Annotated in this window: 32 protein-coding genes, 1 tRNA gene and 1 other RNA gene; 13 read left to right on the top strand and 21 right to left on the bottom strand. The window is 62.0% G+C overall.

The annotated features are described in order from the left end of the window. Positions 1-51 precede the first annotated feature (51 nt). The 5 genes from AC2TC0_RS08180 to eno all read right to left on the bottom strand — a co-directional run bounded on the left by AC2TC0_RS08180 (position 52) and on the right by eno (position 4,853). Entirely contained in the window at positions 52-660 is a 609-nt protein-coding gene (locus AC2TC0_RS08180; protein WP_484717012.1) for a hypothetical protein, read from the bottom strand. Next, positions 648-2,009 carry a pyruvate dehydrogenase complex E1 component subunit beta gene (locus tag AC2TC0_RS08175; protein WP_484717011.1) on the bottom strand — a complete coding sequence of 454 codons (1,362 nt, stop codon included), beginning with the start codon at positions 2,007-2,009 and terminating at the stop codon, positions 648-650. Before AC2TC0_RS08175 ends, AC2TC0_RS08180 begins: the two co-directional genes overlap by 13 nt. Then, entirely contained in the window at positions 2,009-3,055 is a 1,047-nt protein-coding gene (gene pdhA / locus AC2TC0_RS08170) for a pyruvate dehydrogenase (acetyl-transferring) E1 component subunit alpha (RefSeq protein ID WP_484717010.1), read from the bottom strand. The genes AC2TC0_RS08175 and pdhA overlap by 1 nt, the downstream gene beginning before the upstream one ends. A 125-nt stretch (positions 3,056-3,180) precedes the next feature. Next, positions 3,181-3,513: an FtsB family cell division protein gene (locus AC2TC0_RS08165; RefSeq protein ID WP_484717009.1), complete on the bottom strand. Its 333-nt coding sequence runs from the start codon at positions 3,511-3,513 to the stop codon at positions 3,181-3,183. 65 nt (positions 3,514-3,578) lie between these two features. After that, positions 3,579-4,853: a phosphopyruvate hydratase gene (eno, locus tag AC2TC0_RS08160; protein ID WP_484717008.1), complete on the bottom strand. Its 1,275-nt coding sequence runs from the start codon at positions 4,851-4,853 to the stop codon at positions 3,579-3,581. A 186-nt stretch (positions 4,854-5,039) separates the two neighbouring features. On the opposite strand from eno, the gene AC2TC0_RS08155 reads away from it, so the two are divergent. From AC2TC0_RS08155 to AC2TC0_RS08135, 5 genes are all read left to right on the top strand, one after another. After that, the gene (locus AC2TC0_RS08155) at positions 5,040-5,591 is read left to right on the top strand and encodes a hypothetical protein (RefSeq protein ID WP_484717007.1); all 552 of its coding nucleotides are present in this window, start codon (positions 5,040-5,042) and stop codon (positions 5,589-5,591) included. A gap of 8 nt (positions 5,592-5,599) precedes the next feature. Then, entirely contained in the window at positions 5,600-6,058 is a 459-nt protein-coding gene (locus AC2TC0_RS08150) for a phage holin family protein (RefSeq protein WP_484717006.1), read from the top strand. Next, positions 6,055-6,411: a hypothetical protein gene (locus tag AC2TC0_RS08145; protein ID WP_484717005.1), complete on the top strand. Its 357-nt coding sequence runs from the start codon at positions 6,055-6,057 to the stop codon at positions 6,409-6,411. The genes AC2TC0_RS08150 and AC2TC0_RS08145 overlap by 4 nt, the downstream gene beginning before the upstream one ends. Further along, a complete protein-coding gene (locus AC2TC0_RS08140; protein WP_484717004.1) occupies positions 6,398-6,715 on the top strand; it encodes a hypothetical protein in 318 nt (105 codons plus the stop codon). Before AC2TC0_RS08145 ends, AC2TC0_RS08140 begins: the two co-directional genes overlap by 14 nt. Before the next feature lie 106 nt (positions 6,716-6,821). Then, positions 6,822-7,043 (top strand): DUF4170 domain-containing protein, encoded by a 222-nt coding sequence (locus AC2TC0_RS08135; protein WP_484717003.1) that lies wholly within the window; start codon positions 6,822-6,824, stop codon positions 7,041-7,043. A 196-nt stretch (positions 7,044-7,239) separates the two neighbouring features. On the opposite strand, the gene AC2TC0_RS08130 is transcribed toward AC2TC0_RS08135, so the two are convergent. From AC2TC0_RS08130 to AC2TC0_RS08120, 3 genes are all read right to left on the bottom strand, one after another. Continuing rightward, entirely contained in the window at positions 7,240-7,518 is a 279-nt protein-coding gene (locus AC2TC0_RS08130) for an ETC complex I subunit (protein WP_484717002.1), read from the bottom strand. A gap of 66 nt (positions 7,519-7,584) precedes the next feature. Beyond that, a complete protein-coding gene (hrpB, locus tag AC2TC0_RS08125) occupies positions 7,585-10,041 on the bottom strand; it encodes an ATP-dependent helicase HrpB (RefSeq protein ID WP_484717001.1) in 2,457 nt (818 codons plus the stop codon). Between the two features lie 3 nt (positions 10,042-10,044). Beyond that, positions 10,045-11,058 (bottom strand): polyprenyl synthetase family protein, encoded by a 1,014-nt coding sequence (locus tag AC2TC0_RS08120; RefSeq protein WP_484717000.1) that lies wholly within the window; start codon positions 11,056-11,058, stop codon positions 10,045-10,047. A gap of 64 nt (positions 11,059-11,122) precedes the next feature. Between AC2TC0_RS08120 and AC2TC0_RS08115 the strand changes: the two genes are divergently transcribed. After that, positions 11,123-11,404 carry a chorismate mutase gene (locus AC2TC0_RS08115; protein ID WP_484716999.1) on the top strand — a complete coding sequence of 94 codons (282 nt, stop codon included), beginning with the start codon at positions 11,123-11,125 and terminating at the stop codon, positions 11,402-11,404. Here the strand turns inward: AC2TC0_RS08115 and AC2TC0_RS08110 are convergent. From AC2TC0_RS08110 to ffs, 9 genes are all read right to left on the bottom strand, one after another. After that, complete coding sequence (locus AC2TC0_RS08110; RefSeq protein ID WP_484717479.1) at positions 11,401-12,705, bottom strand: sensor histidine kinase; 1,305 nt, start codon at positions 12,703-12,705, stop codon at positions 11,401-11,403. The genes AC2TC0_RS08115 and AC2TC0_RS08110 overlap by 4 nt on opposite strands. Positions 12,706-12,782: 77 nt before the next feature. Then, positions 12,783-13,448: a response regulator transcription factor gene (locus tag AC2TC0_RS08105; RefSeq protein WP_484716998.1), complete on the bottom strand. Its 666-nt coding sequence runs from the start codon at positions 13,446-13,448 to the stop codon at positions 12,783-12,785. Positions 13,449-13,533: 85 nt separating this feature from the next. Next, positions 13,534-13,842 (bottom strand): PepSY domain-containing protein, encoded by a 309-nt coding sequence (locus AC2TC0_RS08100; RefSeq protein ID WP_484716997.1) that lies wholly within the window; start codon positions 13,840-13,842, stop codon positions 13,534-13,536. A 118-nt stretch (positions 13,843-13,960) separates the two neighbouring features. Next, positions 13,961-14,035, bottom strand: a tRNA-Val gene (locus tag AC2TC0_RS08095). Between the two features lie 157 nt (positions 14,036-14,192). Beyond that, on the bottom strand, positions 14,193-14,465 hold the full coding sequence (locus AC2TC0_RS08090; protein WP_484716996.1) for an HU family DNA-binding protein: 273 nt from the start codon (positions 14,463-14,465) through the stop codon (positions 14,193-14,195). A 160-nt stretch (positions 14,466-14,625) separates the two neighbouring features. Then, entirely contained in the window at positions 14,626-17,022 is a 2,397-nt protein-coding gene (gene lon, locus AC2TC0_RS08085; protein WP_484716995.1) for an endopeptidase La, read from the bottom strand. 108 nt (positions 17,023-17,130) lie between these two features. Beyond that, positions 17,131-17,466, bottom strand: coding sequence for a YbaB/EbfC family nucleoid-associated protein (locus tag AC2TC0_RS08080; protein WP_484716994.1), 336 nt, complete (start codon positions 17,464-17,466; stop codon positions 17,131-17,133). Next, a complete protein-coding gene (locus tag AC2TC0_RS08075) occupies positions 17,463-19,121 on the bottom strand; it encodes a DNA polymerase III subunit gamma/tau (protein ID WP_484716993.1) in 1,659 nt (552 codons plus the stop codon). The genes AC2TC0_RS08080 and AC2TC0_RS08075 overlap by 4 nt, the downstream gene beginning before the upstream one ends. Before the next feature lie 43 nt (positions 19,122-19,164). Further along, positions 19,165-19,263, bottom strand: an RNA gene (gene ffs, locus AC2TC0_RS08070) — signal recognition particle sRNA small type. Between the two features lie 129 nt (positions 19,264-19,392). On the opposite strand from ffs, the gene AC2TC0_RS08065 reads away from it, so the two are divergent. Next, positions 19,393-19,887: a PilZ domain-containing protein gene (locus tag AC2TC0_RS08065; RefSeq protein ID WP_484716992.1), complete on the top strand. Its 495-nt coding sequence runs from the start codon at positions 19,393-19,395 to the stop codon at positions 19,885-19,887. Between the two features lie 4 nt (positions 19,888-19,891). Here the strand turns inward: AC2TC0_RS08065 and AC2TC0_RS08060 are convergent, their stop codons facing one another. Then, complete coding sequence (locus tag AC2TC0_RS08060; protein WP_484716991.1) at positions 19,892-20,227, bottom strand: 2Fe-2S iron-sulfur cluster-binding protein; 336 nt, start codon at positions 20,225-20,227, stop codon at positions 19,892-19,894. A 2-nt stretch (positions 20,228-20,229) separates the two neighbouring features. Next, on the bottom strand, positions 20,230-21,321 hold the full coding sequence (locus AC2TC0_RS08055) for a cysteine desulfurase family protein (protein WP_484716990.1): 1,092 nt from the start codon (positions 21,319-21,321) through the stop codon (positions 20,230-20,232). A gap of 136 nt (positions 21,322-21,457) precedes the next feature. On the opposite strand from AC2TC0_RS08055, the gene AC2TC0_RS08050 reads away from it, so the two are divergent. Further along, a complete protein-coding gene (locus AC2TC0_RS08050) occupies positions 21,458-22,114 on the top strand; it encodes an alpha/beta hydrolase (protein WP_484716989.1) in 657 nt (218 codons plus the stop codon). Here AC2TC0_RS08050 and AC2TC0_RS08045 read toward each other — a convergent pair. Continuing rightward, a complete protein-coding gene (locus tag AC2TC0_RS08045) occupies positions 22,107-22,277 on the bottom strand; it encodes a hypothetical protein (RefSeq protein WP_484716988.1) in 171 nt (56 codons plus the stop codon). The genes AC2TC0_RS08050 and AC2TC0_RS08045 overlap by 8 nt on opposite strands. A 111-nt stretch (positions 22,278-22,388) precedes the next feature. Here AC2TC0_RS08045 and AC2TC0_RS08040 point away from each other — a divergent pair, with 111 nt between their 5' ends. The 5 genes from AC2TC0_RS08040 to AC2TC0_RS08020 are packed head-to-tail and all read left to right on the top strand — an operon-like array spanning position 22,389 to position 25,647. Next, complete coding sequence (locus AC2TC0_RS08040; protein WP_484716987.1) at positions 22,389-22,841, top strand: RpiB/LacA/LacB family sugar-phosphate isomerase; 453 nt, start codon at positions 22,389-22,391, stop codon at positions 22,839-22,841. Further along, on the top strand, positions 22,838-24,148 hold the full coding sequence (glyA, locus tag AC2TC0_RS08035) for a serine hydroxymethyltransferase (RefSeq protein WP_484716986.1): 1,311 nt from the start codon (positions 22,838-22,840) through the stop codon (positions 24,146-24,148). The genes AC2TC0_RS08040 and glyA overlap by 4 nt, the downstream gene beginning before the upstream one ends. Positions 24,149-24,154: 6 nt before the next feature. Beyond that, positions 24,155-24,622 (top strand): transcriptional regulator NrdR, encoded by a 468-nt coding sequence (nrdR, locus tag AC2TC0_RS08030; RefSeq protein ID WP_484716985.1) that lies wholly within the window; start codon positions 24,155-24,157, stop codon positions 24,620-24,622. A gap of 3 nt (positions 24,623-24,625) precedes the next feature. Then, complete coding sequence (locus AC2TC0_RS08025) at positions 24,626-25,351, top strand: RNA methyltransferase (protein WP_484716984.1); 726 nt, start codon at positions 24,626-24,628, stop codon at positions 25,349-25,351. 47 nt (positions 25,352-25,398) lie between these two features. Further along, positions 25,399-25,647: a hypothetical protein gene (locus tag AC2TC0_RS08020; RefSeq protein WP_484716983.1), complete on the top strand. Its 249-nt coding sequence runs from the start codon at positions 25,399-25,401 to the stop codon at positions 25,645-25,647. Between the two features lie 2 nt (positions 25,648-25,649). Here the strand turns inward: AC2TC0_RS08020 and AC2TC0_RS08015 are convergent, their stop codons facing one another. After that, on the bottom strand, positions 25,650-25,964 hold the full coding sequence (locus tag AC2TC0_RS08015; protein WP_484716982.1) for a chorismate mutase: 315 nt from the start codon (positions 25,962-25,964) through the stop codon (positions 25,650-25,652). Positions 25,965-26,175 lie beyond the last annotated feature (211 nt).

The following is a 26,175-nucleotide window of genomic DNA, read 5'->3' as shown; positions in this document are numbered from 1 at the left end:
AAGATAACCATTGGTTCGCCCGCTTTCCACCCCTTGTTACATTTTGGGTGGTTAAAGACCTACACCTGCGCGCAGTAACAGCCAGCCCTCGGCGCGCGCCGATGCCGACCCGCCATTCCTTGCTAGCAAATGCGCCCAGCGATCGAGCGTACGCATATGGCGCGGGTGTTCGTTTATCGCTGTCGCCACGACCCGGTGCCGCATAGCGGAACGCAATTCCTCGGTGTTGCCGAGCTGTGCCGCACGCCCCAACCCCCATGCCCCTCCGGCCTGCATCGCCGCTGCCAGCTTCGTACCCGCCGCGTTCAATGCATTGCCATCGTCGGCCAGCATGATGGCTTCATAGGCATCGGACAGCGGCGCCAATGATCTTTGGCCGCCCCACACTGCCGCCAGTTCTGCCAGCAATGGCTCGCCTTTGGGGAGCTCGCCAGCATCGGTCGCCACCTGCTCCAGCCGTTCGCGCCACCACGCCAGCTTGATCTGCGCCAAAACTACCTCACGTCGCTCAGCCACTAAGCCGAACAGCCGCGCTTCCAGTTTCCATAATGCGCTCAGCGCCGCCCGCTCACCGCGCGGCACCATCAGCATCACGCGCGGGTCAAGCAGGCTGGGGGGCACCCACTCCAGCGACGGCGAAGCCGCGCTCAGCGATAGCAAACCTGCTTGGCCGCCGCGACAACGCGCGGCGCGTCGATCAGCGCGGCCTTTTCCAGGTTCGCCGCATAGGGCAGCGGCACATCCTCGTTACACACGCGCAGCACCGGTGCGTCGAGGTCGTCAAACCCCTGCTCCATCGCCACCATCGCCAGCTCGCTGGCAATCGAGCAAACCGGCCAGCCTTCCTCGACCACCACCATGCGGTTGGTCTTTCTAAGGCTGGCAAGCACGGTTGCCGTGTCCAGCGGGCGCAATGTGCGCAGGTCGATGACCTCGGCATCGATCCCCTCGCCCGCCAACGTTTCTGCGGCCTCGAGCGCTAAGCCGACACCGATGCTATAACTCACCAGCGTGACATCCTTGCCCTCGCGCATCACCCGCGCCTTGCCGATGGGCAGCACATAGTCGTCGAGAGCAGGCACATCGAAGCTGCGCCCGTAAAGCAACTCATTTTCCAGGAACACCACCGGATCCTCGCTGCGGATCGCGGCTTTCAGAAGGCCCTTGGCATCGGCGGCGTCATAGGGGGCAATCACGATCAGCCCCGGCACGCTCGCATACCAAGGTCCGTAATTTTGGCTGTGCTGCGCCGCTACCCGGCTTGCCGCGCCATTGGGACCGCGGAACACGATGGGGCAGCGCATCTGCCCCCCGGACATATAATTGGTCTTGGCCGCCGAATTGATGATGTGGTCAATCGCCTGCATCGCGAAGTTGAAGGTCATGAATTCGATAATGGGCTTGAGGCCGCCCATCGCCGCGCCCGACCCAAGCCCCGCAAAGCCATATTCGGTAATCGGCGTATCGATCACCCGCCGCGCGCCGAATTCGTCAAGCAAGCCCTGCGTAACCTTATAAGCGCCCTGATATTCGGCAACTTCCTCGCCCATTACGAACACGCGGTCGTCGCGGCGCATCTCCTCCGCCATCGCATCGCGCAGCGCTTCGCGCACAGTGGTTTTGACCATCGCGGTGCCAGCCGGGATGGCGGGGTCGGCGGCGGGAGCCATCGCCACCGAAGCGCGAACCTCAGGCGCGGGGACCGGTGCGGGTGCCGGTGCGGGAGCAGGCGCAGCAACGGGGGCTGGTGCCGGCGCACTCGTTTCCCCATCGCCGCCCATCACCGCAATCACCGTTCCGACCTTCACATTGTCGGTGCCTTCGGCGACCAAAATCTTGCCGACAACGCCCTCGTCGACCGCTTCAAACTCCATCGTCGCCTTGTCGGTCTCGATCTCGGCCAATATGTCGCCCGACTTGACCTCGTCGCCTTCCTTGACCAGCCATTTGGCCAGCGTCCCCTCCTCCATCGTTGGCGACAGGGCGGGCATTTTAATCTCGATGGCCATCAATATTGCTCCACCAGCACGTCGGTGTAGAGGTCTTCCAGCGGCGGCTCGGGCGCGCTTTCGGCAAAATCTGCCGCCTCGCCCACCACCTTGCGAATGTCCTGATCAATCGCCTTGATCTGCTCGTCGCTGATCCCCGCCGCCAGCATCACCGCTTTCAGCCCTTCGATCGGGTCGCTCTTTTCGCGCACTGCCTGCACTTCTTCGCGGCTGCGATATTTGGCGGGGTCGGACATGCTGTGGCCGCGATAGCGATAGGTTTTCAGCTCCATCAGCACCGGCCCCTTGCCCGCGCGGACCCACTCGAGCGCGCTCGTCACCGCGCCGCGCACGGCCAGCACGTCCATGCCATCGACCTGCATCCCGGGGATGCGGAAACTTTCGCCGCGCCGATAGAGCTGGTCTTCGGCCGACGACCGGTTAACGCTGGTGCCCATCGCATATTGGTTGTTTTCGATGACAAAGATGATCGGCAGCTTCCACAGCTCGGCCATGTTAAAGCTTTCGTACACCTGCCCCTGGTTCGCCGCACCGTCGCCAAAATAAGCCAGCGCGACCCCGCCATCGCCGCGATATTTGTGCGCAAAGGCAAGGCCCGTACCCAGCGCCACCTGCGCGCCGACAATTCCGTGCCCGCCATAAAATTTGTGCTCGACGCTGAACATGTGCATCGACCCGCCCTTGCCGCGCGAAATCCCCGCGGCACGCCCGGTCAGCTCGGCCATGATGACTTTGGGGTCGATGCCATAGGCCAGCATATGGCCATGGTCGCGGTACCCGGTGATCACGCTGTCGCGCGCCGGATCAAGCGCCGATTGCAGCCCCACGGCGACGGCTTCCTGTCCGATGTAAAGGTGGCAGAAACCCCCGATCAGCCCCAGCCCATAAAGCTGCCCCGCTTTTTCCTCAAACCGCCGGATCAGCAGCATTTCGCGGTAAAATTGCTCAAGCTCGGCCTTGGTCGCCGGATGCGGCACCGGTTCGCGGGGACCTTCGCGGCTAGTGGCTGCGCCAACCGATTTGGCTCGTGCGGGGGACTTGGCCAAAGGCTGCTTCCTTTACGTCAAGGGGACTGCGAACGGAGCACCGCTATAAGCACCGCGCGCATCACTTGGCAACGGCGCGGGCACCGCCCGGCCAGCATTTTTACGTATGCAGAAAACGCAACCGCTTAGCGCGGCGCGTCGGCCTCGGGCGTCATCGGGATGATGACTTCGTCAGGGTGGGCAACACCCAACTCGCGCCGCACCAGTTCATCGACCATGTCGGGGTCGGCGCGGCGATGGTCGAGCAGCTTCACCTGGTTACGCAACTCGGCCTCGCGCTTCTTCAACGCGGCCAGCTCGATCTTCTTGGATGCCACCGCCTGCGTATAATCGCCCCAGGCAAACAGCCCCGTCGGCCCGGCGAAGGCATAGCCGACGATGGCAAGCAGCGCGAGGGCAGCGAGTGCCGGGCCAATCGCGCCGCGCATCTGTCGCCGAACCTTTGGTTGCTTTGCCATCACCCTTTGCTTGAATCAGAAGTGATTCGCGGCGTCAACCCCGCACGCGCCGCTTTTCCACTGCTTCAGCCGAAAATCGCGCCCCCAGGATACTGCGCCATATCGCCCAGCTCCTCCTCGATACGGATCAGCTGGTTATATTTCGCAAGCCGGTCCGACCGCGCCAGACTGCCCGTCTTGATCTGTCCGCAGTTGGTCGCGACCGCCAGGTCAGCGATGGTCGCATCCTCGGTCTCGCCCGAACGGTGCGACATGACCGCTGTATAGCGCGCGCGCTGCGCCATCTGGACTGCGTCCAATGTTTCGGACAGGGTGCCGATCTGGTTCACCTTGACCAACAATGAATTGGCGAGCCCGTCGCTAATGCCTTGAGCCAGCCGCGCCGGGTTGGTCACGAACAGATCGTCGCCCACCAGCTGGCATTTTGCCCCAACCTTGTCGGTCAACGCCTTCCAGCCGACAAAATCATCCTCGGCCATCCCATCCTCGATCGACCGGATCGGATAATCGGCGACCAGCTCGGCCAGATAATCGGCCATCGCCTCAGGGTTCAGCGATAACCCCTCGCCGCTGATGACATATTTTCCGTCCTTGAAGAATTCGGTGGCGGCGCAGTCGAGGGCCAATACGACATCGCTGCCGAGTTTGAACCCCGCCTGCTCGACCGACGCGGCAATGAAGTCGAGCGCGGCGCGGGTTGAGGCAAGATTGGGTGCAAAGCCGCCCTCGTCACCTACCGCCGTCGCCAGCCCCTTGGCGTGCAGCGCCTTCTTCAGCGTGTGGAAAATCTCCGATCCCCAGCGCACTGCCTCGGCCAGGCTCGGCGCACCCACCGGCATGACCATGAATTCCTGAAAATCGATCGGGTTGTCGGCATGTTCGCCGCCGTTGATAATGTTCATCATCGGCACCGGCAGCGTCCGCGCCCCGACCCCGCCGACATAACGATAGAGCGGCAGGCCGCGTGCATCCGCCGCCGCTTTGGCGGTAGCCAGCGACACACCCAAAATTGCATTGGCCCCCAACCGCGCCTTGTTCGGGGTGCCATCCAGCGCAATCATCGCCATATCGATGTCGCGCTGGTCTTCGGCGTCCATGCCGATCACTTCTTGAGCGATTTCGCCATTCACCGCCGCGATTGCTTTGGTCACGCCTTTGCCCAGATAGCGGCCCTTATCGCCATCACGCAGCTCAACCGCCTCGTGCGCTCCGGTGGATGCGCCCGATGGCACCGCCGCGCGGCCAAAGCTGCCATCCTCTAGCAGCACGTCGACCTCAACCGTTGGGTTTCCGCGGCTGTCCAGGATCTGGCGGGCATGAAGGTCGATGATGGCGGTCATAGCTGGGCTCTGCTTCCGTTAGGGCAATATGCGCCGCCGCCTTATCCAGCGCATCGGACGAACGCAACGCTACACCTGCCAAATTGTCGCGCGCCACTGGCATCGGTTGAACGATGCCCCTATATCGACGTTGTCACTTGGCGCGCACAGATATGGTGCCGCTCCGCCGACACGAGGAGTTTGAACATGGCCACCCCAGCAACCCCCGCCAAGAAGGCCGCTGCGCCCAAGAAAGCACCCGCGAAAAAGCCGGCTGCCAAAGCGGCACCCAAGGCTGCGCCGAAGGCAAAGGCTGCCGCTTCGGCCCCTCATCCGGTGCGCGACCAGATTTCGGCCACCGCCGACACCATCAAATCGGAGGCCACCCGCCGCGCCAAAGAACTGCGCGAAGAAGCCGCTGCGCTCGCGAGCACTGCCAGCAAGGGCGCGCGCGAAGCCGCGACAAAGGGCAAGGACAAGGCCGCCGAAACCGTCGGCAGCCTCGCCAAAATGATCGAGGACAGCGCTGCGACGGTCGATAACAAGTTTGGCAAGCAATATGGCGACTATGCGCGCAGCGCCGCGACCACCGTCGCCGGTCTCGCCACCACGCTCGAAGAAAAGGATCTCGACGAACTGGCCAATGCGACGCGCGACTTTGTCAAGAAAAGTCCGGCCGTTGCGGTTGGCGCTGCCGCCGTTATCGGCTTCGTGCTTGCGCGCATGCTGAAAAGCGGCGGCGGCAAAGACGAAGCCTGACCGCAGGCGTGGTCACCCGGGGTAAGAGCGACGCGTCCGACGCGGGCGGCGGGCTAGGCGATGTGCGCCATGGCTTCGCTCCCGTTACGGCGCATGATGCTGCTGCGCCCCCGCCACCGCTCGCTGACATTGCGGCCAATTTGGTCGCCGACATCAAAGCGACGGCAGAAAGCGAACTCGCGCTTATTCAGGCGCGCGCTGCGCTGGCGGGCGATGGGGTGCGCCGCGCCGCCATGTGGGGCGCCATCGCGGGCGGGGCGGCGCTGATCGCCCTGCTCGCCATTGTCTTCGGGGTCATCGTGGCACTCGTTCCTTATGTTGGTGCGGTTTTCGCGACGCTGATTGTCGGTGGCCTGCTGCTCGCCCTTGCGGCTTTTGCTGCACTGCGCGCTCGGACCGGAGCGGCCGACGTGCGTACCGCATTTTCCGAACAAGGCGACAACCCGCACTGGAAGGGCGAGGAATGAACCCCAAGAAGGTCCATCTGCTCAACGCCGCGCGCAAAGCGCTGTTCCAGCGCGCCCGGCTCGGCCGTTCGCTCGGTGGCGCACGGCAAGAATTTGCCCCCGACGCCTTGAAACGCCGCGCCGCCAAGAAAGTGAATGCGCGCATCGACAGCAGCGTCGCGGCGGTCGAAGCCGGTCTGCGCAAGCACCGTGTTCCACTCGCGCTTGGGGCGCTTGCAGGTCTCGCCTTCGCTTTCCGTCGCCCGCTCAAGAATGCCGCCGACAAGGTCGCTAATTTCCTCGAACGGCAAAATGCCGATGCCTCCTCTGCCCCCTCCCCCGAACTACCGGAGCAAGATGATGAGCCAGTTTGACGATCTGAAACAATCGAGCCTCGACACCGCCGCGGCGGCGAAGGCGCGCATCACCGAAACCTATGGCAAGGCCAAAGCCGCGACCAGCGACGCCGCCGCGAAAGCAACCGAACAGGCCCACCAGCTTAGCGAAAAAGTCGCCCCTGTCGTGGCGCGCGGCAAGGCTGAGGCGGTAAAGGCAGGCACGAAGCTCAAGGAAGTTGCTGAAAAACAGCCGCTTACTCTTCTCGCGGGAGCCGCTGCCGTTGGCGCGCTGCTCGGCTCTTTGTTGCCCAAGGGAAGTAAGCGCGACGACGAGGGATGAAGAGCGCTGGCCCTCCCCCTTGCGGGGGAGGGACGAACGCTTGCCCCCTCACCCCTGCGCTGCTACCGGCGCGCCAGCTTTTTCAGCGCGGCAGGATGAAGGCGTCATGAGCAAATTGCATCTGGTGTTTGGCGGACGGGTCAAGGATCCGCGCACGCTGGAGTTCGCTGACCTTTCCAGCCTCGACATCGTCGGTATGTTTCCGGACTATAAGAGCGCCGAAAAAGCGTGGCGCGCGGCTGCCCAGCGCACGGTCGACGATGCCGAGATGAAATATGTTGTGGTGCATCTACACCGGTTGCTCGAGCCCGAAAGCGAGGCAGAGTAAAGCCCGCGGCCAAAAGCCGCTTTCCTACATCGCGGTAATCTGTCAGGCCGTCAAAAGGCTCTTTTGATCGTCAACACGATGATCGTGTGCCGTGTCCCGCCATGTGCGCTTAACGGCCCGCAGGCTCTCCCTTAAAGATACAAAGGATACACATAGGGGATGTGTGGCCGTGACTTTTGTATCCTTAAGCGGTCAGTCAGCGGAAATTATCGGCATAGGCCTGCAGCTTCAGCCGCCGTGGCGGTGTGGGTACCACGCTCACCGATATTCCGTAACGGTCGGCATAGGCGTGCGCGTCAGCGTCGCTCGCAAAGGTCAGCCGCACCTGCCGCTGCGTGTCGCCGCTCCCCGCCCAACCCATCAGCGGGTCGGGCCGCCGTGCTTCGGCGGGGGCGAATTCGAGCACCCAGCGGTCGGTGCGCGCACGCCCCGATTGCATAGCATTTTTGGGCTCCTGATAAATTCGCGCGGCCATGAATCATTTCCTGTGTGCAATGTTGCCGCGCTCAATAAGCGCGTGGGGAGGCGGTGCAAAGCGGATTCACGTCGCCCCATCGCGCCGCGCCTGCGCTGCCTTGGTCATCGTCGAAGCCCGCGCGTTCGCCGGGTCATCGGGCCAGCTATGCTTGGGGTAGCGCCCCTTCATCTCGCGCTGCACATCGCGCCAGCTTCCGCGCCAAAAGCCCGGAAGGTCGCGCGTCAATTGTATCGGACGGTGCGCCGGTGAGGTGAGCGCCAGAACCAGCGCCACGGGTGGCTGACCCACGGTCGGATGCACGGCCAGTCCAAACAATTCTTGCACGCGAAGGGTGACCAATGGCCCACACTCGGCGCCATAATCGATCAGGTGACAGGCACCAGTCGGCGAGGTGAAATGCGATGGAGCAATGCGGTCGATCGCCTGCCGCTCGGTCCAGTCCAGTTGCCCCAGCAAAGCGTCGACCAGGGCGCTATCATGGATATCGCGCAGCCCCCGCGTGCGCCCGAGCACGGGCGCCAGCCAGTCTTCCAAACTATCGAGCAGCGCTGCATCACCGAGCGCGGCGACCCCGGCAAAGTGGGCGCGCTGGCACAGCGCCAGCGCTGCCTTGCCCCAGCCGACAGCCGCCAGCCCCTGCGCGCGGACATAGTCGACCCGCGCGGCAACATCCTCGACCAGGACACCGGTATCGCGCGGTACCCGCTGCGCGGCCAATTTGATTGCGCCGAGGCGCCGCTCGGCGACGATATCGACGCGGTCGTTGGCCGGATCAAAGCTGCAAATCCGCCGTTCATCGATTTGGTCGTTGAACATGGCTTCCACCATGCCCGCGTCGATCGGTGCCGCGGCCAATATGCGCGCGCCATCGGCGCGGCCTTGTGCATCGCCGATTACCAACCATTCGTGATTGGCCAGTGTATCGGCGGGATCGAGGCGGAAGGCGCGTCCGCCTGCGCTCAAATACTCACCGCGCGCCCGGTCACGGCGGCGTGCTACCCGGTCCGGCCAAGCCAACGCCAGCAGCTCCCCGGCCGTTCTTGGTTCAGCACCAGCGTCAGCACCGACCAATTTCGCCAAACGCCGTGCCAAGCGCCGCGCGCTCTCGGCGCGTTCGCCGCGCGCATGGCGCCAGCTTTGCCACCTTTGCTCGATATCGGCATTGCGCCCGCCCAGCCCGGGCTCGGTCAACAGCACGGCAAGCTCCGCCGCGCAATTGTCCCGCGCCTCCGTCAGCATGTGCGCCAGCGGTACCGGCAGCGGAATGGCGGCCAGCCCTTTGCCATGCGCGGTGATGCGCCCATCAGGACCAAGCGCTCCAATCGCTTCCAAGCGCGTGCGGGCGTCCGCTACGGCCGCCGGGGTCGGCTGGTCCAGCCACGCCAACTGGCGCGGATCGACGATGCCCCAGCTGGCGCAATCCAGAACCACCGGCATTAGGTCATTTTCGTGGATTTCGGGCGGATCGAACAGCAGCATCCCGGCGGTCGCGGCCTCTTCCCACAGCCGATATGCGACGCCCGGCCCTTGCCGCGCCGCACGCCCGGCACGCTGCGTCGCCGACGCCTGGCTTGCGCGTTCAGTGACCAGCCGCGTCATCCCCGCTGCCCGGTCTAGCCGTGGCCGACGCGCCATGCCGCTGTCGATGACGATATGGACCCCGTCGATGGTCAGGCTGGTTTCGGCGATACTGGTCGCGAGGATCAGCTTACGCCGCCTCTCCCCGTCGCGCGCCAGCGCGGCGCGCTGCAACGCAGGATCAATCTGCCCGTGCAGCCGGTGCACGACCAACGGCAATCCTGCGGCCTCAACCCGCTCCGCCGTCCGCTCTATGTCCGCAGCACCGGGCAAGAAGGCGAGGAGATCGCCATGTGTACCATCGGCCAGCGCTTGCCGCACAGCCCCCAGCAACGCGTCGGGCAGCGGCTGTTCAACCCGACGCCCGAGGTAACGCAGCTCGAGCGGAAAAGACTGTCCTTTGCTCTCAACCACACTCGCCCCGCCAAGCATTCCGGCAAAACGCGTCCCGTCGAGCGTGGCCGACATGGCCAGCAAGCGCAAATCAGGCCGCAGCCCCTGCTGCGCATCGATTGCTAGCGCCAGCGCAAAGTCACTGTCGAGGCTACGTTCATGGATTTCGTCGAACAGCACTGCCGACACGCCGGTCAACTCGGGGTCCGCCAGCAAACGGTTACGAAACAACCCGTGCGTCATCACCAACAGCCGCGTATTCGCACCCACTTTGCTGTCGAGCCTCGTCGCATAACCAACGCGCCCGCCAACTGCCTCGCCCAACTCCTCGGCAATGCGCTCGGCAGCAGCGCGCGCTGCAAGGCGACGCGGCGAGAGCAGCCAGATGGCACCGGCGGCCCATGGTTGGTCAAGCAACGCGGGCGCGACGCGCGTGGTTTTGCCCGCGCCGGGCGGCGCTATCAACACTGCATTGGGACGGATCGAAAGCGCACCCAACAATTGCGGCAGCACCGCCATGATCGGCAGCTCTGCTGCAACGCTGGTCATCACTCAATAAGCGCGTGCAACCGCGAAGGCGACGGCCTCAGTCAGCGCCGCGCGCGCCTGACTCGGGCGGAAGCCGCCGAGCGCATCCACTGCGCGCTGGCCATAGTGACGGGCCCGTGCCAGCGTGTCGGTCACGGCGTCATGTTTGGTCAGTAACGCCTTCGCATGCGCCAGATCGGAATCCGATGCCTTGTGACCGATCATCGCCTGACGCCAAAACTCGCGTTCCTCGGCATCGCCTCGTGCATGCGCCAAAATAACCGGCAGCGTCACCTTGCCGTCGCGGAAATCGTCACCAACGCCTTTGCCCATAGTGGCGGCATCCGAAACATAGTCGATGGCGTCGTCAACCAGCTGGAAAGCGATCCCCAGATTGCGGCCATAAGCATCGAGCGCCGCCTCGGTCGCCTCATCACATTCGGCAACGACAGCCGCAATCTTGCTGGCCGCGGCGAACAGCTCGGCGGTCTTTGCACCGATAATCGCCAAATATTGGTCTTCGCTGGTTTCAACCCGGCGCTGCGCTGACAGCTGGTTGACTTCGCCCTCGGCGATCACCGCCGAGGCGCGAGAGAGGATTTTGAGTACCTTGAGCGAGCCGTCCTCGACCATCAGTTCGAACGCGCGGCTAAATAGGAAATCACCGACCAGAACACTGGCGCTGTTACCCCAGATCAGGTTGGCCGTTTGCTTGCCGCGCCGCAAATCCGATCCATCAACCACATCATCGTGCAGCAATGTCGCGGTATGGATAAACTCGACGGCAGCGGCCAATTTACAGTGGCGACGTCCGGGATAGTCAAGCAATTGCGCGCAGGCCAGCGTCAACATCGGCCGCATGCGTTTGCCGCCACCTGCAATTAAATGACCCGCAAGCTCGGGGATCAGCGGCACCTCTGACTGCATGCGGTCAAGAATGACGGCGTTAACCTCGTGCATGTCGTTGGCCACCAGCGCGAGTATCGGGTCAAGCGACGGTGGCCGGTTGGCGTGCAGGCGGTGGACTTCGGCACTCATAGGCTTCGCCATTGCCTTGGGCGGTCTTGTTTGGCAACGACAATCGGGACAAGGGAGGGTTTCAATGAATGATGACCAGTTGGGGCGTTATCGCCAGAGCATCGACAATATCGATGCCGCACTGGTCTTCATGCTCGCCGAACGGTTCAAAATTACCCAGGCTGTAGGCGAGCTAAAAGCGCGCCTCGACCTACCCCCGGCCGATCCGCAGCGCGAGGAGCGGCAGATCGAGCGTCTGCGCCAGCTGGCCCGCGATGCCAATCTGGACCCCGAGTTTTCCGAAAAATTCCTGCGTTTTGTTATCGACGAAGTCATCCGCCACCACGAAAGGCTGCGCGATACCTAGCCCGCCGGCAATCGCAGCCGCACCAGCAACCCGCCCATATCCTCGCTATCTTCAAGCAGGATGTTGCCACCGTAGAGCTCGGCAACATCGCGCACGATGGCAAGGCCCAAACCGGTGCCAGGCTTGGCACTGTCAAGACGCACGCCGCGATCAAAGATGCGTAGCCGGTCCGCTGGGGCAATCCCGGGACCATCGTCTTCGACAGCGATTTCGGCCATGCCTTCCGCTCGGGCCACGGTAACGAAAACGCTGCCACCACCATATTTGGCAGCGTTTTCGAGCAAGTTGCCGAGCAGTTCGTCCAAATCCTGTCGCTCTACGCGCGCTTCAAGCCGCTCATCGCCGGTCGCATCAAGGCGCAAGTCCGGGTAAAGTCGGGCTACCGCACGTTCGACGCTCTTTACACTTTCCCACACATTACAGCGCGCCTGCGCCGAACCGCGACGTCCAACCACGCGCGCGCGGGCAAGGTGATGGTCGACCTGCCTTTTCATCGTGGCAGCTTCGCGCCGCACCGTTTCGGCAAGCTCGGGGGTCGCCGATGTCGCGCTCGACACCAGTACCGCCAGCGGCGTTTTCAACGCATGCGCCAGATTGCCCGCATGCGTTCGCGCTTCTTCGGCTTGCTTCTCGCTGTGCGCCAACAACGCATTGAGTTCGTCAACAACTGGCTGCACCTCAAGCGGCATGGGCCTAGCCAAGCGCGCTGCCTCTCCTCCCCGCAAGGCTGCAATTGCTGCCCGGAGGTGCCGCAGTGGCCACAAACCGTAGATTGTCTGGAGCGCAGCAAGAACGATAAGACCCAATCCCAACGCGCCGAGGCTGGGATAAAGTGTTCGCCGCACAGCCCGAATTTGCTCATCCAAGACGCTACGCGACTGCGCCACCTGAAACCGCCAGCTGGTGGCACTGCCCGGCAATTGTACATTGCGTTCCAGAATGCGCAGTTCCTCGCCGATAAACTGGTTGCTGTCGTATACATGCAAGCCATCGTCCCGGTGCTCTTCCGGGGAAACCAGCCGCCGGTCCCACAATGACCGCGATGGCCAAGGCTCATGGCCCTTACCGCTGATTTGCCAATAAAGCCCGCTATAGGGTTCCAGAAAGCGTTGGTCCCCCAACGGCTGGATCATCCGTACTTCGCCATCGGGCCCGATCTCTGCGGAACGGATCATTGCCAGCAGAACATATTCTAGCCCGCTATCAAAATTTCGTGTGATGGCCCCGGTCAGGACCCGATCCAAAGCGAAGCCTCCGCCCAACAGCAACAGGCTGATCCACAGCGCCGCAATACCGATCATTCGGCGGCTGAGCGACCCTGTGGTCTGCCCGGTGACGCGGCCCAGGACTCCGCTATTGGTGGAGGTGCTTTCGGGCATCAGCCCTGCGGGTCGTCAAGCTGATAACCCAGACCACGAATAGTAGTGATGATATCGGCACCCAGCTTTTTGCGAATGCGCGTTACAAACACCTCGATGGTATTCGAATCGCGATCAAAATCCTGATCATAGATATGCTCAATCAGCTCAGTACGTGAAACCACCTTGCCTTTGTGATGAAGCAAATATGACAGCAACTTGAATTCCTGCGCGGTCATTTTCACTGACTGGCCCGCTAGCGTGACCCGGCCCGACCGCGTGTCGAGCCGTACGTCGCCTGCCACCAATTCGCTCGATGCATTGCCGGAAGCGCGCCGGATCAAGGCGCGCAAACGGGCAATCAGCTCTTCGGTCTGAAACGGTTTGGCCAAATAATCATCGGCGCCAGCATCTAGCCCGGCCACCTTATCCGACCAGCTGTCGCGCGCGGTCAGCACCAGTACGGGAAAGTTGCGCTTCTCCTTGCGCCAGCGGTCGAGAACGGTAAGCCCATCAACCTCGGGCAAACCCAGATCGAGAATTGCCGCGTCGTAATTCTCCGTTGACCCAAGAAAATGGCCATCCTCGCCGTCGGTGGCGAGGTCGACGGCATACCCCGCCTGCTCCAGCGTCGATTTAAGCTGGGGGCCTAGCGTGGGTTCGTCTTCGACAATCAAAATGCGCATCGCTTCACCTTTCGCACCGCCACGGGCGGCTTGTTGCTCATTTCACGGGTAGCATCGCAGCGCGGGTGGCAAAAGGGGCGCTGTCTCAGGGCTGGCGTCCGACAATCTTGCCGGTGCGCGCATCCACGAACACCACAATCACTTTGTTCCCATCCAAAAACTTTAAGCCATACCGCATCGTACGCTCGTCAAACTTCGGCCCGCCAAGATAGACCATATCGCGATAGGGGGCGCGTGCCTGCACCATCGCCACCAGCCGGCCCAACGGCAGCACTTGGCCCTGCTCTGCCGCGGCGCGTGCCGACTCCGCTTCACGATCATCACGTGCAGCGGCAGGTGCGGCGATCAACGCAAGTCCGCCCAAGGCAGCAGCAAGCAGTATAGGTCGGTTCATGCGCGGGATTTGCCAGCAGCGCATTGAATGGCCCATGAATAGGTAACGCAGCTTTGTGACAGTCCAGCCGGACATCGGCACGATCCGCATTCAGGGTCCAAGAAAATCCCGGCGGGGATGGTGGGCGCGACAGGGATTGAACCTGTGACCCCTCCCGTGTGAAGGGAGTGCTCTACCGCTGAGCTACGCGCCCGTCGCAGCCCAGAAGCGCTGCAGGCGCGCGCCTTAGGGTTATGGCGAACCAATTGCAATGCCCAGTTTGCCCCCCAACAACGCGGATTCAAAAAGGGGGCCGCAGCTTGGTGACCGCGACCCCCCTTTTTCATTCCTTTCGGACTTCGCCGATCAGGTCAGTTGACAGCGTCTTTCAGCGCCTTGCCTGCCTTGAACTTCGGCTGGGTCGAAGCCGGGATCGTCATCGTTTCGCCGGTGCGCGGGTTACGACCGGTCGACGCCTTGCGCTTGCTGACCGAAAAGGTTCCGAAGCCGACCAGACGGACTTCGCCGCCCTTCTTCAGCGCGGCAGTAATGGCATCAAACACGCCTTCCACCGCTTTGCTCGCATCGCTCTTCGTAAGGCCGCTGGCGTCAGCGACAGTGGCGATCAGGTCTTGCTTGTTCATCCCTTGGGAACCCCCTTATTGGCGTTGAATCTGATTCATGACATCTTTGTCATGGGCGCGCACTAACGGCCTTTCCCATGGCTTTGTCAAAGCAAAAAATCGCCATTTCGTCGCATAAATGCCATTTTTCCTCTTGTTGCATCGCAGCAAAAGCAAGCGCTTAGTGACGAATCGGAATGTCGCCTTCGCTAGGCGACCCTGCGACAGGCGATGCAGCCAGCTCGTCTGCCTCAGTCCATTCGATGGGGACCATCGGCTGCACCAAAGCAAGCGCCAGTACTTCGTCGACATGGCTAACGGGAATGATTTTCAAACCTTCGCGGATATTGGCCGGGATCTCTGCCAGATCCTTTTCATTCTCCTGTGGAATCAACACTGTGGCGATCCCGCCTCGCAATGCGGCCAGCAGTTTTTCCTTGAGCCCGCCAATCGCTAGCACACGCCCACGCAGCGTAACTTCACCGGTCATAGCGACATCTTTGCGCACCGCGATGCCGGTCAGCGTCGAAACCATTGCCGTGACCATCCCGATGCCCGCTGACGGACCATCTTTGGGCACTGCGCCTTCGGGCAGGTGGATATGGAGATCCTTGCGCGCAAAGACGCTGGGACGGATGCCATAGCTGGGTGCGCGCGCCTTGATAAAGGAGAGCGCGGCCTGCACTGATTCGGTCATGACCTCGCCCAGCTTGCCGGTGGTACGCACCTGACCCTTGCCAGTCGCAGTAACGGCCTCGATCGTCAGCAACTCGCCGCCAACTTCGGTCCACGCCAACCCCGTGACGGCACCGATCTGGTCTTCCTTGTCGCCCATGCCGTGCCGAAATTTTTGCACCCCGGCAAAGTCAGCCAGATTTTCGCCCGTGACCGTAACCGTTTCGGCCTTGCCTTCCAGAATGCGGCGCAGCGCTTTGCGCGCCAAACGCGCGATTTCGCGTTCCAGCGTACGCACCCCGGCTTCGCGGGTATAGTGGCGGATCAACGCCCGCAACCCGTCTTCGGCCAGTTCAAATTCGCCTGCCTTTAACCCATGCGCCTCGATCTGCTTGGCGATCAGGTGGCGCTGCGCAATTTCGACCTTCTCGTCCTCAGTATAGCCTTCGAGCCGGATAATCTCCATCCGGTCTAGCAACGGCTGCGGCAGATTGAGGCTGTTTGCGGTCGTCACGAACATCACGTCGGACAGATCGATATCGACTTCCAGATAATGGTCCTGGAATTTGCCGTTCTGTTCAGGGTCCAGCACTTCCAGCAGCGCCGATGCTGGGTCGCCGCGGAAATCCTGACCCAGCTTGTCAATCTCGTCGAGCAGGAACAGCGGGTTCATCGTTCCCGCCTTTTTAAGGTTGGTGGCAATCTTGCCCGGCAGCGAGCCGATATAGGTGCGCCGGTGGCCGCGGATTTCGGCCTCATCGCGCACGCCACCCAGCGACTGGCGAATAAATTCGCGCCCCGTCGCCTTCGCGATGCTGCGCCCAAGCGAAGTCTTGCCCACACCCGGCGGGCCGACGAGGCATAGGATAGGGCCCTTCAACTTATTGGTGCGCGCCTGCACAGCCAAATACTCGACGATCCGGTCCTTGACCTTGTCGAGCGCGTAATGATCGGCATCAAGCACCGCCTGCGCCGCGGCAATGTCCTTTTTGAGCTTGGACTTCTTGCCCCACGGCAGGCCAAGCAGTGCGTCGAGATAATTGCGCACCACCGTGGCTTCCGCCGACATCGGGGCCATGGCGCGCAGCTTTTTAAGTTCGCCCAGGGCCTTTGCGCGCGCTTCCTTCGACAGTTTCAGCTTGTCGATTTTTTCCTGCAGCTCGCCAAGGTCGTCTCCGCTCTCGCCGCCGTCATTGCCGAGCTCGCGCTGGATCGCCTTCAATTGTTCGTTGAGGTAATATTCGCGCTGACTCTTTTCCATCTGGCGTTTCACGCGGCCGCGAATTTTCTTCTCGACCTGCAACACGCCAAGTTCACCCTCCATGAAGGCAAAAACCATTTCCAGGCGCTTCGCCGGCGAAGGCTCAACCAGCAACGCCTGCTTATCTGCCACCTTGATGTTCAGATTGCCCGCGACCGCGTCGGCAAGGCGCGAGGCATCTTCAATCTGCGACAATTGCACCGCCGTTTCCGAGGGCATTTTCTTGTTGAGCTTCGCGTAATTCTCAAACTGATCCAGCACCGAGCGCATCAGTGCCGCAGTTTCTTTGCTTTCGTCAGCGACGTCATCCAGCAAGGTCACCGTCGCCATCACTGCCTTGTCCGAGGCGTCAAGCGCCTCGAGCTTGGCACGCTGCTTGCCTTCGACCAGCACACGCACGGTGCCATCAGGCAGCTTGAGGAGTTGAAGCACTGAGGCAATCACGCCAAGGTCGTAAAGATCGTCGCGCTCGGGATCGTCCTCACCCGGGTCGAGCTGCGCAACGAGAAAAATTTCCTTGTCGCTCTCCATCGCTACCTCAAGCGCAGCGACTGATCGATCGCGGCCGACAAACAGGGGCACGATCATTTGCGGGAACACAACAATGTCGCGCAGCGGCAACAGGGGGAATGTCTGGGTCAAATCTGGCTCCTCGCGCGGTCGCGGCATTGTTTTGGGCCGCCCGCAATTTACACGGTAACGCCTAATATGGCATTCATCCGCACGGCTTCAACCCGCCGCGCCCCCGCTTCAAAACGGCAGCTTGAATCCTGGCGGCAATTGCAGCCCCGATGTCGCCTTGCCCAGTTCTTCACCGCTCGCGGCATCGGCCTTTTCGCGGGCATCATTAAATGCAGCGGCCAATAAATCCTCCAGCATTTGCTTCTCGTCGGCGACCATTAGACTGTCATCAATACTGATGGCGATGATGCGTCCTTTGGCGGAGGCACGGATGCGGACCAATCCGCCGCCCGACACGCCTTCGACCTCTACGCTGTCGAGCTTTGCCTGTGCTTCGGCCATTTGCGCCTGCACCGTGGCCGCAGCCTGCTGCGCCGCTTTCATCATTTCCTCAAACGAATTCATGATGCCTTCCTGCTTTCAGTTTCGGGGGGGAGGATCCGCGCTGCCGGAAATGCCGCTAGGGCTGCCTTGACCACGGGAAGTTCTCGGATGGCGTTCTCGCTGTCCCGCACCACGGCAGCTTTGCTGTCACCAAGACTGGGCGTGCCCTCGCCATCGGAAAGTTCGACACGCCAGCGCTGGCTGGTCGCTGCGTGCAGCGCATCAGCGAGTTCGCGCGCGGCACCATCGTCGATGCCTGGTGCGCGCGCCAGCGTCAACACATTGTCACCTAGCCCAATCACGCGGCCGTGGTCATGAAATTGCACCGCAAGCCGATGACGCTGCGCTGACTCGAGAAGCGCATGGATTGCGGCTGCGTCGGACGGCCCTTCGGCAACCGTGTGTGATGACGCCGCGATTGCAGATGCTGGTGCAGGCACGCCGTTCGAAAGCATTCTTGCCAGCTCGCCGGGATCGGGCATTGCGGCCGCATGCACAATGCGAAGCAACAGCATTTCCAGATGATCGAGCGGCGTATTGGCCCGCAGCACCTCGTCATGGCCGCGCGTCAAAAGCTGCCACAACCGGTGGAGCTGGCCGTGCGTCAACCGATCCGCCCAGTCACCCATGCGCGCGCGATCCTCGTCGGGCAAGCCGCTGTCTTCGTGCCTAGCGACCTTTGCCAGCGTGACCGCGTGCACCAGATCCATCATCCCGCGCACCAGCGCAATGGGTTCAATCCCCAGCGCATAGTGCTGGCGCGCCTGATCGATCGCCGCGCCGGCATCGCCAGCCAGCACCGCGCCGAGCAGGTTGAGAATGCCCGACCGATCGGACAAGCCGAGCATCGCGCGCACCTGCTGCGCGGTAACCCGCCCGCCGCTTTCCAAGTCGGCATGGGCGATCGCCTGATCGAGTATCGACAGCCCGTCGCGCACCGATCCTTCGGCAGCATTGGCAATCAACCAAATGGCGGGCGGTTCGGCCTCGACGCCTTCCTTTGTCAAAATCGCCGCGAAATGATCAAACAACATCGCGGGGGTGATACGGCGCAGATCGAAGCGCTGGCAGCGCGACAGCACCGTCACTGGCACCTTCTGCACCTCGGTTGTGGCGAACAGGAATTTGACGTGCGGCGGCGGTTCCTCGAGCGTTTTCAAAAGGGCGTTGAAGGCATTCTTTGACAGCATGTGTACTTCATCGACGATGTAGATTTTATAGCGCGCTGACACGGCGGCATAACGCACCGCCTCGATAATCTCGCGTACATCGTCCACCCCGGTGTTTGACGCGGCGTCCATTTCGATGACGTCGATGTGCCTCCCCTCGGCAATGGCGCGGCACGGCTCGCACGCCCCGCACGGATCGATCGTAGGCCCACCTTGCCCGTCAGGGCCAATGCAGTTCAGAGCTTTGGCGATTAGCCGCGCGGTCGATGTTTTGCCAACGCCCCGCACCCCAGTCATCAGAAACGCATGCGCCAGCCTGTCGCGGGCTATGGCGTTCGCCAGCGTTGTGACCATCGCATCCTGTCCAATAAGCTCGGCGAAAGTCTGTGGTCGATATTTGCGCGCCAGTACACGATAGGCACCGCCAACAGCTTCGGTCTTGGGTTGCGCCGGTTCGTCCAGCCCCAAACCCATCATGGGCATATCATCGTCGGCGGAATCGCTCATGGCATGGGTCTTTAGACCCGCTGGGCGCAATAGCGATAGTGGAAAGGGTGGGAGCCGGAACGACCCGCAGCGAAATTCGTTACGGCTGCTTCCTTCCGGACCTGACCGGGTTGGCGAAAGCCACGTCCGCCCGACTCCCGGCGCGCATATGGCGGGGGCGCGGCCGAATTGCAAGACAGGCAGCGAACTGCCGTCGCTACAGTTGTTCTGACGGATCAGTGCCGACGCCGTCGACGTTGTTAACCATCTGTTTACCTGTTTCGGTCAGCTTTTGCTGGCGAGCCGCGCCATGAAATTCACAGCAGCCCTTGCCGCGAAAATCGCCGACCGCCGTGCTAGCCGGGGCCGCCGGGCTTTGCGGCTGGAAATTGAGCTGCGAGACGCCGACGGGCGATTGGTCAATGTTCGCGTTCGCAATATTGCCGAAAACGGATTGCTGCTGGAAACCGACAGTCAGCTCCTTTCCGTTGGCGATGTCATTGAGGTGGAGTTACCTGATAAGGGTTTGGTTTCGGCTGAAGTCAAATGGGCGGCACCGCCATTTTTCGGCTGCCAGTTGGACACCTTGCTGACCGCAGCGCAGCTGGCTGCAGCGCTGTTAAAGGCTGATCCTGTGCCCTACCGCCTAACCCAGGAAGGCGAACCCGTTGCGCAAGGAACCGTGCTGCATGTTCGCAGTGATCCGGTTCCTGACTTTTCCAAGCCATTCATTATTATGGCAGTTTTCTGGGTCGCTGTCGCAATCGGGCTGCTGGCTTTGGGTTAGGCCATCAGCGTCCCTGCATATTCCGGCTTTCGGCAGGAATATGCACGGTCAGCCCGTCCAGCGAATCTTCCAGGACAATCTGGCATGCCAGTCTGCTGGTGCGCCTGGCGCCCGCTGCGAGGTCGAGCATATCCTCCTCCATCTCGCTGGCATGCGGCAGGCGGTCAAAGTCTTCCTTGGCGACAATGACGTGGCAGGTCGAACAAGCCATCTGGCCTTCGCAGGTCCCCTCGAGCGGGAGCAACTGTGCTTGCGCCAATTCCAGTAGGCGGGTGCCAGCTTCGGCCTCGGCCTCGATACGATTCTCGCCGTCGGCTTGGATAAACGTCACGCGCACCATGGTCAGTTCAGCCCCTGTAGCTTTGCCGCCGCCAACAGCGCGCCGAGCGCTGCGTCCAGTTCGGCTTCGGTGGTATATCGTCCCCAGCCGAGCCGGATGGACGATCGCGCCTGCACTTCCGACAGACCCATAGCGCGCAGCACATGGCTGACTTTGCCCGATCCGCTGCCGCAAGCGCTTCCCAGCGAAAAGGCAACCTCTCGCGCGTCAGACAACAATCGCGCGGCATTGATACCGTCGCGCCTTATGTTCAGATTGCCCCGATAGCGCTCATCGGCGCCGGTGGTGCCATTGATTGTCCAGTCCTTGAGCCGGTCGGTCGCGAGGTCCCACAGCTGCGCCACATGCACCGCGTCAGCATCGATCCGCTCCGCCGCCAACGCTGCCGCTGCGCCGAAACCCGCGACCAGCGCGGGCGACACCGTGCCAGACCGCATGCCCTCTTCTTGCGCACCGCCGACCAGAAACGGGGGCAGATGCACGCCGTCTTTGACCCACAAAGCGCCAATGCCCTTGGGGCCATGGATTTTGTGGGCTGTCACGGCAATGAAATCGGGACCTTCGGGTATCACCATGCGACCAAAACCCTGCACGGCGTCACACAATAGCAGACCGCCAGCGGCATGAACGGCATCGGCGAACATCGTGACTGGCTGAATAGTCCCGACTTCATTGTTGACCAGCATGCAAGCGCCAATCGTGCCGGGTGCAATTTCATTAGGGATCGCAACTATGCCGGCATGATTGACCGGCCACAGCGCGCCGTTCAACCGTTCCAGACATTGGATTGCTGCGGCATGTTCGATGGCAGTGCCGGCCACGGGTGCACTGTAGTGGCGCTGCGCTGCAAATAGCGCCCAGTTGATGGCTTCAGTGGCACCACTGGTAAAGTAGAGGCGGCCACCTGAAGGGAGCAGCGCCGCCACCTGATCTCGTGCCACCTCTACCGCCGCCGCCGCCGCGCGACCGGCGCGGTAATTGCTCGCGGGATTCGCAAAGCCATCGCCATCGCCCGGTCCGGCCAACCACGGTAGCATCGCCGCGCGCGCTTCTGGAGCAAGCGGAGTGGTGGCCTGGTAATCGAGATAAAGCATGCCGGGCAATAAACCTTGTTGCGAGCGATTCGCAAAAGTTGCGTTCTGCAACCAATTCTCTATATAGCGCGTTCCCTGCCCTCGCCAGCCCCCGCTGGCGCCTCCGGTTCGCAGCCCACAAAAGAAAAGGTCAGCAATGCCCGACGTGATTTTTCCCGGTCCCGAAGGCCGGATCGAAGGCCGCTTTTCTCCGCCGCCGCGTCCACGCGCGCCCGTTGCGCTCATTCTGCACCCCCACCCGCAAGGCGGCGGCACGATGAATGACCGCATCACTCAGGCAATGTACAAAAGCTTTGTTGCGCGCGGCTTTGCCACACTGCGGTTCAATTTTCGCGGAGTCGGGCGCAGCCAAGGAACATTCGACAACGGCATCGGCGAACTCAGTGACGCCGCCTCGGCGCTTGATTGGGTACAGTCAATTCATCCCGAAGCGCAGACCACCTGGGTTGCCGGTTTCAGTTTTGGCGCATGGATCGGGATGCAGTTGCTGATGCGCCGTCCCGAAATTCGTGGTTTCTTGTCGGTCGCGCCTCCCGCCAATATGTACGACTTCAGCTTCCTTGCCCCCTGTCCTTCGTCGGGCATCATCGTTGCGGGCTTGCAAGATGAAATTGTCCCGCCTGCGTCGGTGCAGAAACTGGTCGATAAGCTGCGCACGCAGCGCGGGATCACCATCCACCATGACGAAATTCCACGCGCCAATCACTTCTTCGAGTTCGAACTCGAACAGTTGATGAAGTCGCTCGATAACTATCTGGATATGCGACTCGCGCCGGATTCGCCGATCAAATAGGAGGCAACGGGGCCAGCCAGATCGCGACATTGGCAAACATCACCAGCGCGGCGAGCAGCATCAGGATCGCGCGCCGATTATCGCCGCGCCGGAAGATGATGGCTGCGCCGAAGCCGAGCGCAAAGCCAGACAACATCAAGATTGCAAGGATGGTATCCGTCATTACGCCGATTTAACGCGCCGAAACAAAAGTGCCACCTTCGCTTATGGTCAAGGTGCAGCGCTTCGCCTAAAGCCTCGCCAGACGATTCTCGCCCAGTGTGACGGAGCCACCATGCGCCTTGCCATCGCCTCGGACCATGCAGCAGTTGGCTTGAAGGCCGAGCTGATCGCATGGCTGCGCGCTAGCGGCCACGAAGTGACCGATTTGGGCCCGGAAAGCACAGACAGCGTCGATTATCCCGACTATGGCTATAAGCTCGCTTTGCATATCGCGGCTGGTGAAGCCGATTTCGGCATTGCCTTATGCGGATCCGGCATCGGCATTTCCATCGCCGTCAACCGTCACCCCGCCTGCCGCTGCGCGCGCGTGTCGGAACCTTTGTCGGCGCGGCTGGCGCGCGAGCATAATGACGCTAATGTCATAGCGCTTGGCGCAAGGCTTACGGGCAGTGACATGGCGCGCGCCTGCGTCGAGACTTTCCTCACCACCACTTTTGCCGGCGATCGCCATGTGCGGCGTGTCGGCAAACTTACCCATCCCCCTGCGCTGGAGACGCCCGCATGACCACCGCTACACTCGATCGCCCCGCCATCCGCGCTGCGGGATTCTTCACCGACGGTGTAGCCGCCACTGACACTGCCGTGGCTGCCGCGCTGGCGAGCGAACTCGACCGCGAGCAATATCAGATTGAGCTGATTGCGAGCGAGAATATCGTGTCGAAGGCGGTGCTGGAGGCGCAGGGCAGCGTTTTCACCAACAAATATGCCGAAGGTTATCCGGGCAAGCGCTATTATCAAGGTTGCGCCCCGTCGGACGCGGTCGAAACGTTGGCAATCGAGCGCGCCAAGACGCTGTTCGACTGCGGCTTTGTTAATGTCCAGCCGCATTCTGGGGCGCAGGCCAACGGCGCGGTGATGCTGGCGCTGACCAAACCCGGCGCGATCATTTTGGGAATGAGCCTTGATGCCGGAGGCCATTTGACTCACGGGGCAAAGGCAGCGCAGTCGGGAAAATGGTTCAACGCCGTTCAATATGGTGTGAAGGCCGATGACCATCTGATTGATTTTGAACAGGTCGAACGGCTCGCTCGCGAGCATCGTCCCCAATTGATCATCGCGGGCGGCAGCGCTTATCCGCGCACTATCGATTTCGCCCGTTTCCGCGCGATTGCTGATGATGTCGGTGCATTGCTGATGGTGGATATGGCGCATTTTGCCGGCCTGGTCGCAGGCGGTGTCCACCCTTCGCCGCTGCCGCATGCCCATGTAGTGACGACGACGACGCACAAGACGCTGCGCGGGCCGCGCGGCGGGATGATCCTGACCAACGACGAAGCGATTGCAAAGCGCATCAACTCAGCAGTGTTCCCGGGCCTGCAGGGTGGCCCGCTGATGCACGTTATCGCCGCCAAGGCGGTGGCGTTCGGCGAAGCGTTGCGCCCAGAATTCAAGGATTATTCGCGCGCTGTTGTGGCCAATGCTCAGGCGCTGGCGGCGCGCCTGAAAGCGCGCGGGGCCAATCTGGTCGCGGGCGGCACCGACACGCATCTCGCGCTGGTCGACCTGACCCCGCTAGGCGTCACCGGCCGCGATGCCGACGAGGCGCTGGAGCGCGCCGCGATTACCTGCAACAAGAACGGCATTCCCAATGACCCGTTGCCGCCGATGAAGACCAGCGGCATCCGCGTGGGCTCGCCGGCCGGCACGACGCGTGGCTTTGGCATTACTGAGTTCGAGGAAATTGGCGACATGATCGCCGATGTGCTCGAAGCGTTGCGCGTTCATGGCGAACATGGCGATGCAGCCGTCGAGGCCGGTGTTCGCGCCCGGGTGCGCGCACTGTGCCAACGCTTCCCCATCTATCAGGGCTGATCTGCATTGCGTTGCCCTTACTGCGGACATGACAACAGCCAGGTGAAGGATAGCCGCCCGACCGAGGATGGCGCGGCAATCCGGCGGCGGAGGCAATGTGAGGATTGCGGCGCGCGCTTCACCAGCTTTGAACGCGTCCAGCTGCGCGAAGTGGCCGTCATCAAGGCAGACGGACGGCGCGAGCCATTCGACCGTGAAAAATTGTTGCGATCCGTTGGTATTGCCTGCCGCAAACGCCCGGTCGATCCCGCTCGTATTGAACGATTGGTATCAGGCATCCAGCGTCAGCTGGAAACCAGCGGCGAAACCGAGGCCACCGCGTCGCAGATCGGCGCTATGGTGATGGAAGCGCTCAAGGGTATCGATAGCGTCGCCTATATTCGTTTCGCCAGCGTCTATCGTGACTTCGCCGATGCCCGCGATTTTGAGGAATTCGCCGCGAGTATAAGCGAAGCCGCGCCGCGCAAAACCTGACGTATGGGTGTGGCCCCGCCCCCCGCCATCGTCCTTGTCCGCCCGCAACTGGGCGAGAATATCGGCAAGGCTGCGCGTGCGATGCTCAATTTTGGGCTGACCGATTTGCGGCTTGTGGCGCCGCGCGACGGGTGGCCCAATCCCGACGCCGGACCTGCTGCTTCGGGCGCTGACAATGTGTTGGCGGAAGCAAAGGTTTATCAGACACTGGCCGATGCAGTCGCTGACTGCGCGCATATCTATGCGACCACGGTACGACGGCGCGGGGTGACCAAGCCGGTGTTGACGCCCGAGGCTGCCGCAAAAGAGATCCACGCCGAAGCCGGGCAATGCGCACTGGTGTTTGGCGCCGAACGCTCGGGGCTTGAAAGCGACGATGTCGCGCTGGCGCACAGCATTGTCACGATCCCGATCAATCCAGAATTCGGTTCAATCAATTTGGCGCAGGCTGTGATCATCAACGCGTATGAATGGTCCAAGCATGTCGGGCTGGCGCAGCCAACGGTCGTGGACCTCGATCCGCCCGCCCCGCACGGCGAGATGGAGGATCTGATTGGTCATTTTGTCGCTGATCTGGAATCGTCGGGCTATTTCTTCCCCGCGGACCGCAAGAAGGTAACGTTGCGCGCGCTTCGTACGATGCTGACCAAGACCGGCTGGTCCAGCAACGATGTGCGGATGATGCATGGCATTATTTCGATACTTGGCCGACCGCGCAAACGCGGTTAGGCTGATGCCATTGCCGTTAGGCCAATTTCCGCAACGGAGCCCCAACCATGATCACCGCCGCCCTCGCTCTGCTCTTCGCCGCGTCCGATGCCCCCGCCCCTACCCCGCCCGCAGCGGTTCCGGCAAAGCCCAAAAAGATCTGCCGCGATATCGGACGCACCGGCACGCGCATGAGCAAGCGAAAATGCCTGACCGCTGATGAATGGGCAGTGGAAGAGCGGAGCGACAGCGGCAAGCTTGATGTGCAGAATCAGCAGTTTAAGCAGAATACCCACGATCCACTTGGCGGCGGCTGAAGCTAGGCCGATCCGCGCAGCTTGTCCCAGCGCACTAGTTCGTGCGCAATGGATTGCTCGATAAGCACGTCCCATACTGCCGTCAGCCGGTCGGGATCGAGCCCAGCCGCCGCTGCATGGCGGGCGACATTGGCCAGCACCTCTGCCTTACGCGCCTCGTCGCGCACCGTATCGCGGTCTGTCTTGATACGCGCAGCGGCGTTCATATAACCGAAGCGCCGGGTAAGTAGCGCGACCAGTTCACGGTCGACAGCATCCACGCCAGCGCGGACTTCGGTCATGGTGGTGCAATCGGCGGGCGCAAGCGGCTCTGACATGGCGCGCGCCATAGCCGATTTTGCTTCGCTGTCGAGGGGGTGGGCTTTCTCCGCCGCCACGCTTGACTTTGTAGGCACCCCCCGCTAACCGCGCGCCTTCGCATTTGACCCCGCACACCCGGTGCAGCGGCGGTCGCGCTTTTTCTCCCATGAAATCGCGGGCGGGTCCGGGTCGTAGGCTGCGTTCCAATGGTGGCGCGCGGCACAGCAA

The sequence above is a fragment of the Sphingopyxis sp. sgz302558 genome (genome assembly GCF_057220455.1).
Note: the sequence above shows the minus strand (reverse complement) of the source record. Positions and strands in the feature narration are given on the sequence as shown.

Bases quoted from the DNA above. Each gene is read 5' to 3' on its own strand.
- AC2TC0_RS08175 (WP_484717011.1), bottom strand. From the start codon at position 2,009: ATGGCCATCGAGATTAAAATGCCCGCCCTGTCGCCAACGATGGAGGAG.
- AC2TC0_RS08165 (WP_484717009.1), bottom strand. From the start codon at position 3,513: ATGGCAAAGCAACCAAAGGTTCGGCGACAGATGCGCGGCGCGATTGGC.
- eno (WP_484717008.1), bottom strand. From the start codon at position 4,853: ATGACCGCCATCATCGACCTTCATGCCCGCCAGATCCTGGACAGCCGC.
- AC2TC0_RS08155 (WP_484717007.1), top strand. From the start codon at position 5,040: ATGGCCACCCCAGCAACCCCCGCCAAGAAGGCCGCTGCGCCCAAGAAA.
- AC2TC0_RS08145 (WP_484717005.1), top strand. From the start codon at position 6,055: ATGAACCCCAAGAAGGTCCATCTGCTCAACGCCGCGCGCAAAGCGCTG.
- AC2TC0_RS08140 (WP_484717004.1), top strand. From the start codon at position 6,398: ATGAGCCAGTTTGACGATCTGAAACAATCGAGCCTCGACACCGCCGCG.
- AC2TC0_RS08135 (WP_484717003.1), top strand. From the start codon at position 6,822: ATGAGCAAATTGCATCTGGTGTTTGGCGGACGGGTCAAGGATCCGCGC.
- AC2TC0_RS08130 (WP_484717002.1), bottom strand. From the start codon at position 7,518: ATGGCCGCGCGAATTTATCAGGAGCCCAAAAATGCTATGCAATCGGGG.
- hrpB (WP_484717001.1), bottom strand. From the start codon at position 10,041: ATGACCAGCGTTGCAGCAGAGCTGCCGATCATGGCGGTGCTGCCGCAA.
- AC2TC0_RS08120 (WP_484717000.1), bottom strand. From the start codon at position 11,058: ATGAGTGCCGAAGTCCACCGCCTGCACGCCAACCGGCCACCGTCGCTT.
- AC2TC0_RS08115 (WP_484716999.1), top strand. From the start codon at position 11,123: ATGAATGATGACCAGTTGGGGCGTTATCGCCAGAGCATCGACAATATC.
- AC2TC0_RS08110 (WP_484717479.1), bottom strand. From the start codon at position 12,705: ATGATCGGTATTGCGGCGCTGTGGATCAGCCTGTTGCTGTTGGGCGGA.
- AC2TC0_RS08105 (WP_484716998.1), bottom strand. From the start codon at position 13,448: ATGCGCATTTTGATTGTCGAAGACGAACCCACGCTAGGCCCCCAGCTT.
- AC2TC0_RS08100 (WP_484716997.1), bottom strand. From the start codon at position 13,842: ATGAACCGACCTATACTGCTTGCTGCTGCCTTGGGCGGACTTGCGTTG.
- AC2TC0_RS08090 (WP_484716996.1), bottom strand. From the start codon at position 14,465: ATGAACAAGCAAGACCTGATCGCCACTGTCGCTGACGCCAGCGGCCTT.
- AC2TC0_RS08080 (WP_484716994.1), bottom strand. From the start codon at position 17,466: ATGAATTCGTTTGAGGAAATGATGAAAGCGGCGCAGCAGGCTGCGGCC.
- AC2TC0_RS08075 (WP_484716993.1), bottom strand. From the start codon at position 19,121: ATGAGCGATTCCGCCGACGATGATATGCCCATGATGGGTTTGGGGCTG.
- AC2TC0_RS08060 (WP_484716991.1), bottom strand. From the start codon at position 20,227: ATGGTGCGCGTGACGTTTATCCAAGCCGACGGCGAGAATCGTATCGAG.
- AC2TC0_RS08055 (WP_484716990.1), bottom strand. From the start codon at position 21,321: ATGCTTTATCTCGATTACCAGGCCACCACTCCGCTTGCTCCAGAAGCG.
- AC2TC0_RS08050 (WP_484716989.1), top strand. From the start codon at position 21,458: ATGCCCGACGTGATTTTTCCCGGTCCCGAAGGCCGGATCGAAGGCCGC.
- AC2TC0_RS08045 (WP_484716988.1), bottom strand. From the start codon at position 22,277: ATGACGGATACCATCCTTGCAATCTTGATGTTGTCTGGCTTTGCGCTC.
- AC2TC0_RS08040 (WP_484716987.1), top strand. From the start codon at position 22,389: ATGCGCCTTGCCATCGCCTCGGACCATGCAGCAGTTGGCTTGAAGGCC.
- glyA (WP_484716986.1), top strand. From the start codon at position 22,838: ATGACCACCGCTACACTCGATCGCCCCGCCATCCGCGCTGCGGGATTC.
- AC2TC0_RS08025 (WP_484716984.1), top strand. From the start codon at position 24,626: ATGGGTGTGGCCCCGCCCCCCGCCATCGTCCTTGTCCGCCCGCAACTG.
- AC2TC0_RS08020 (WP_484716983.1), top strand. From the start codon at position 25,399: ATGATCACCGCCGCCCTCGCTCTGCTCTTCGCCGCGTCCGATGCCCCC.
- AC2TC0_RS08015 (WP_484716982.1), bottom strand. From the start codon at position 25,964: ATGTCAGAGCCGCTTGCGCCCGCCGATTGCACCACCATGACCGAAGTC.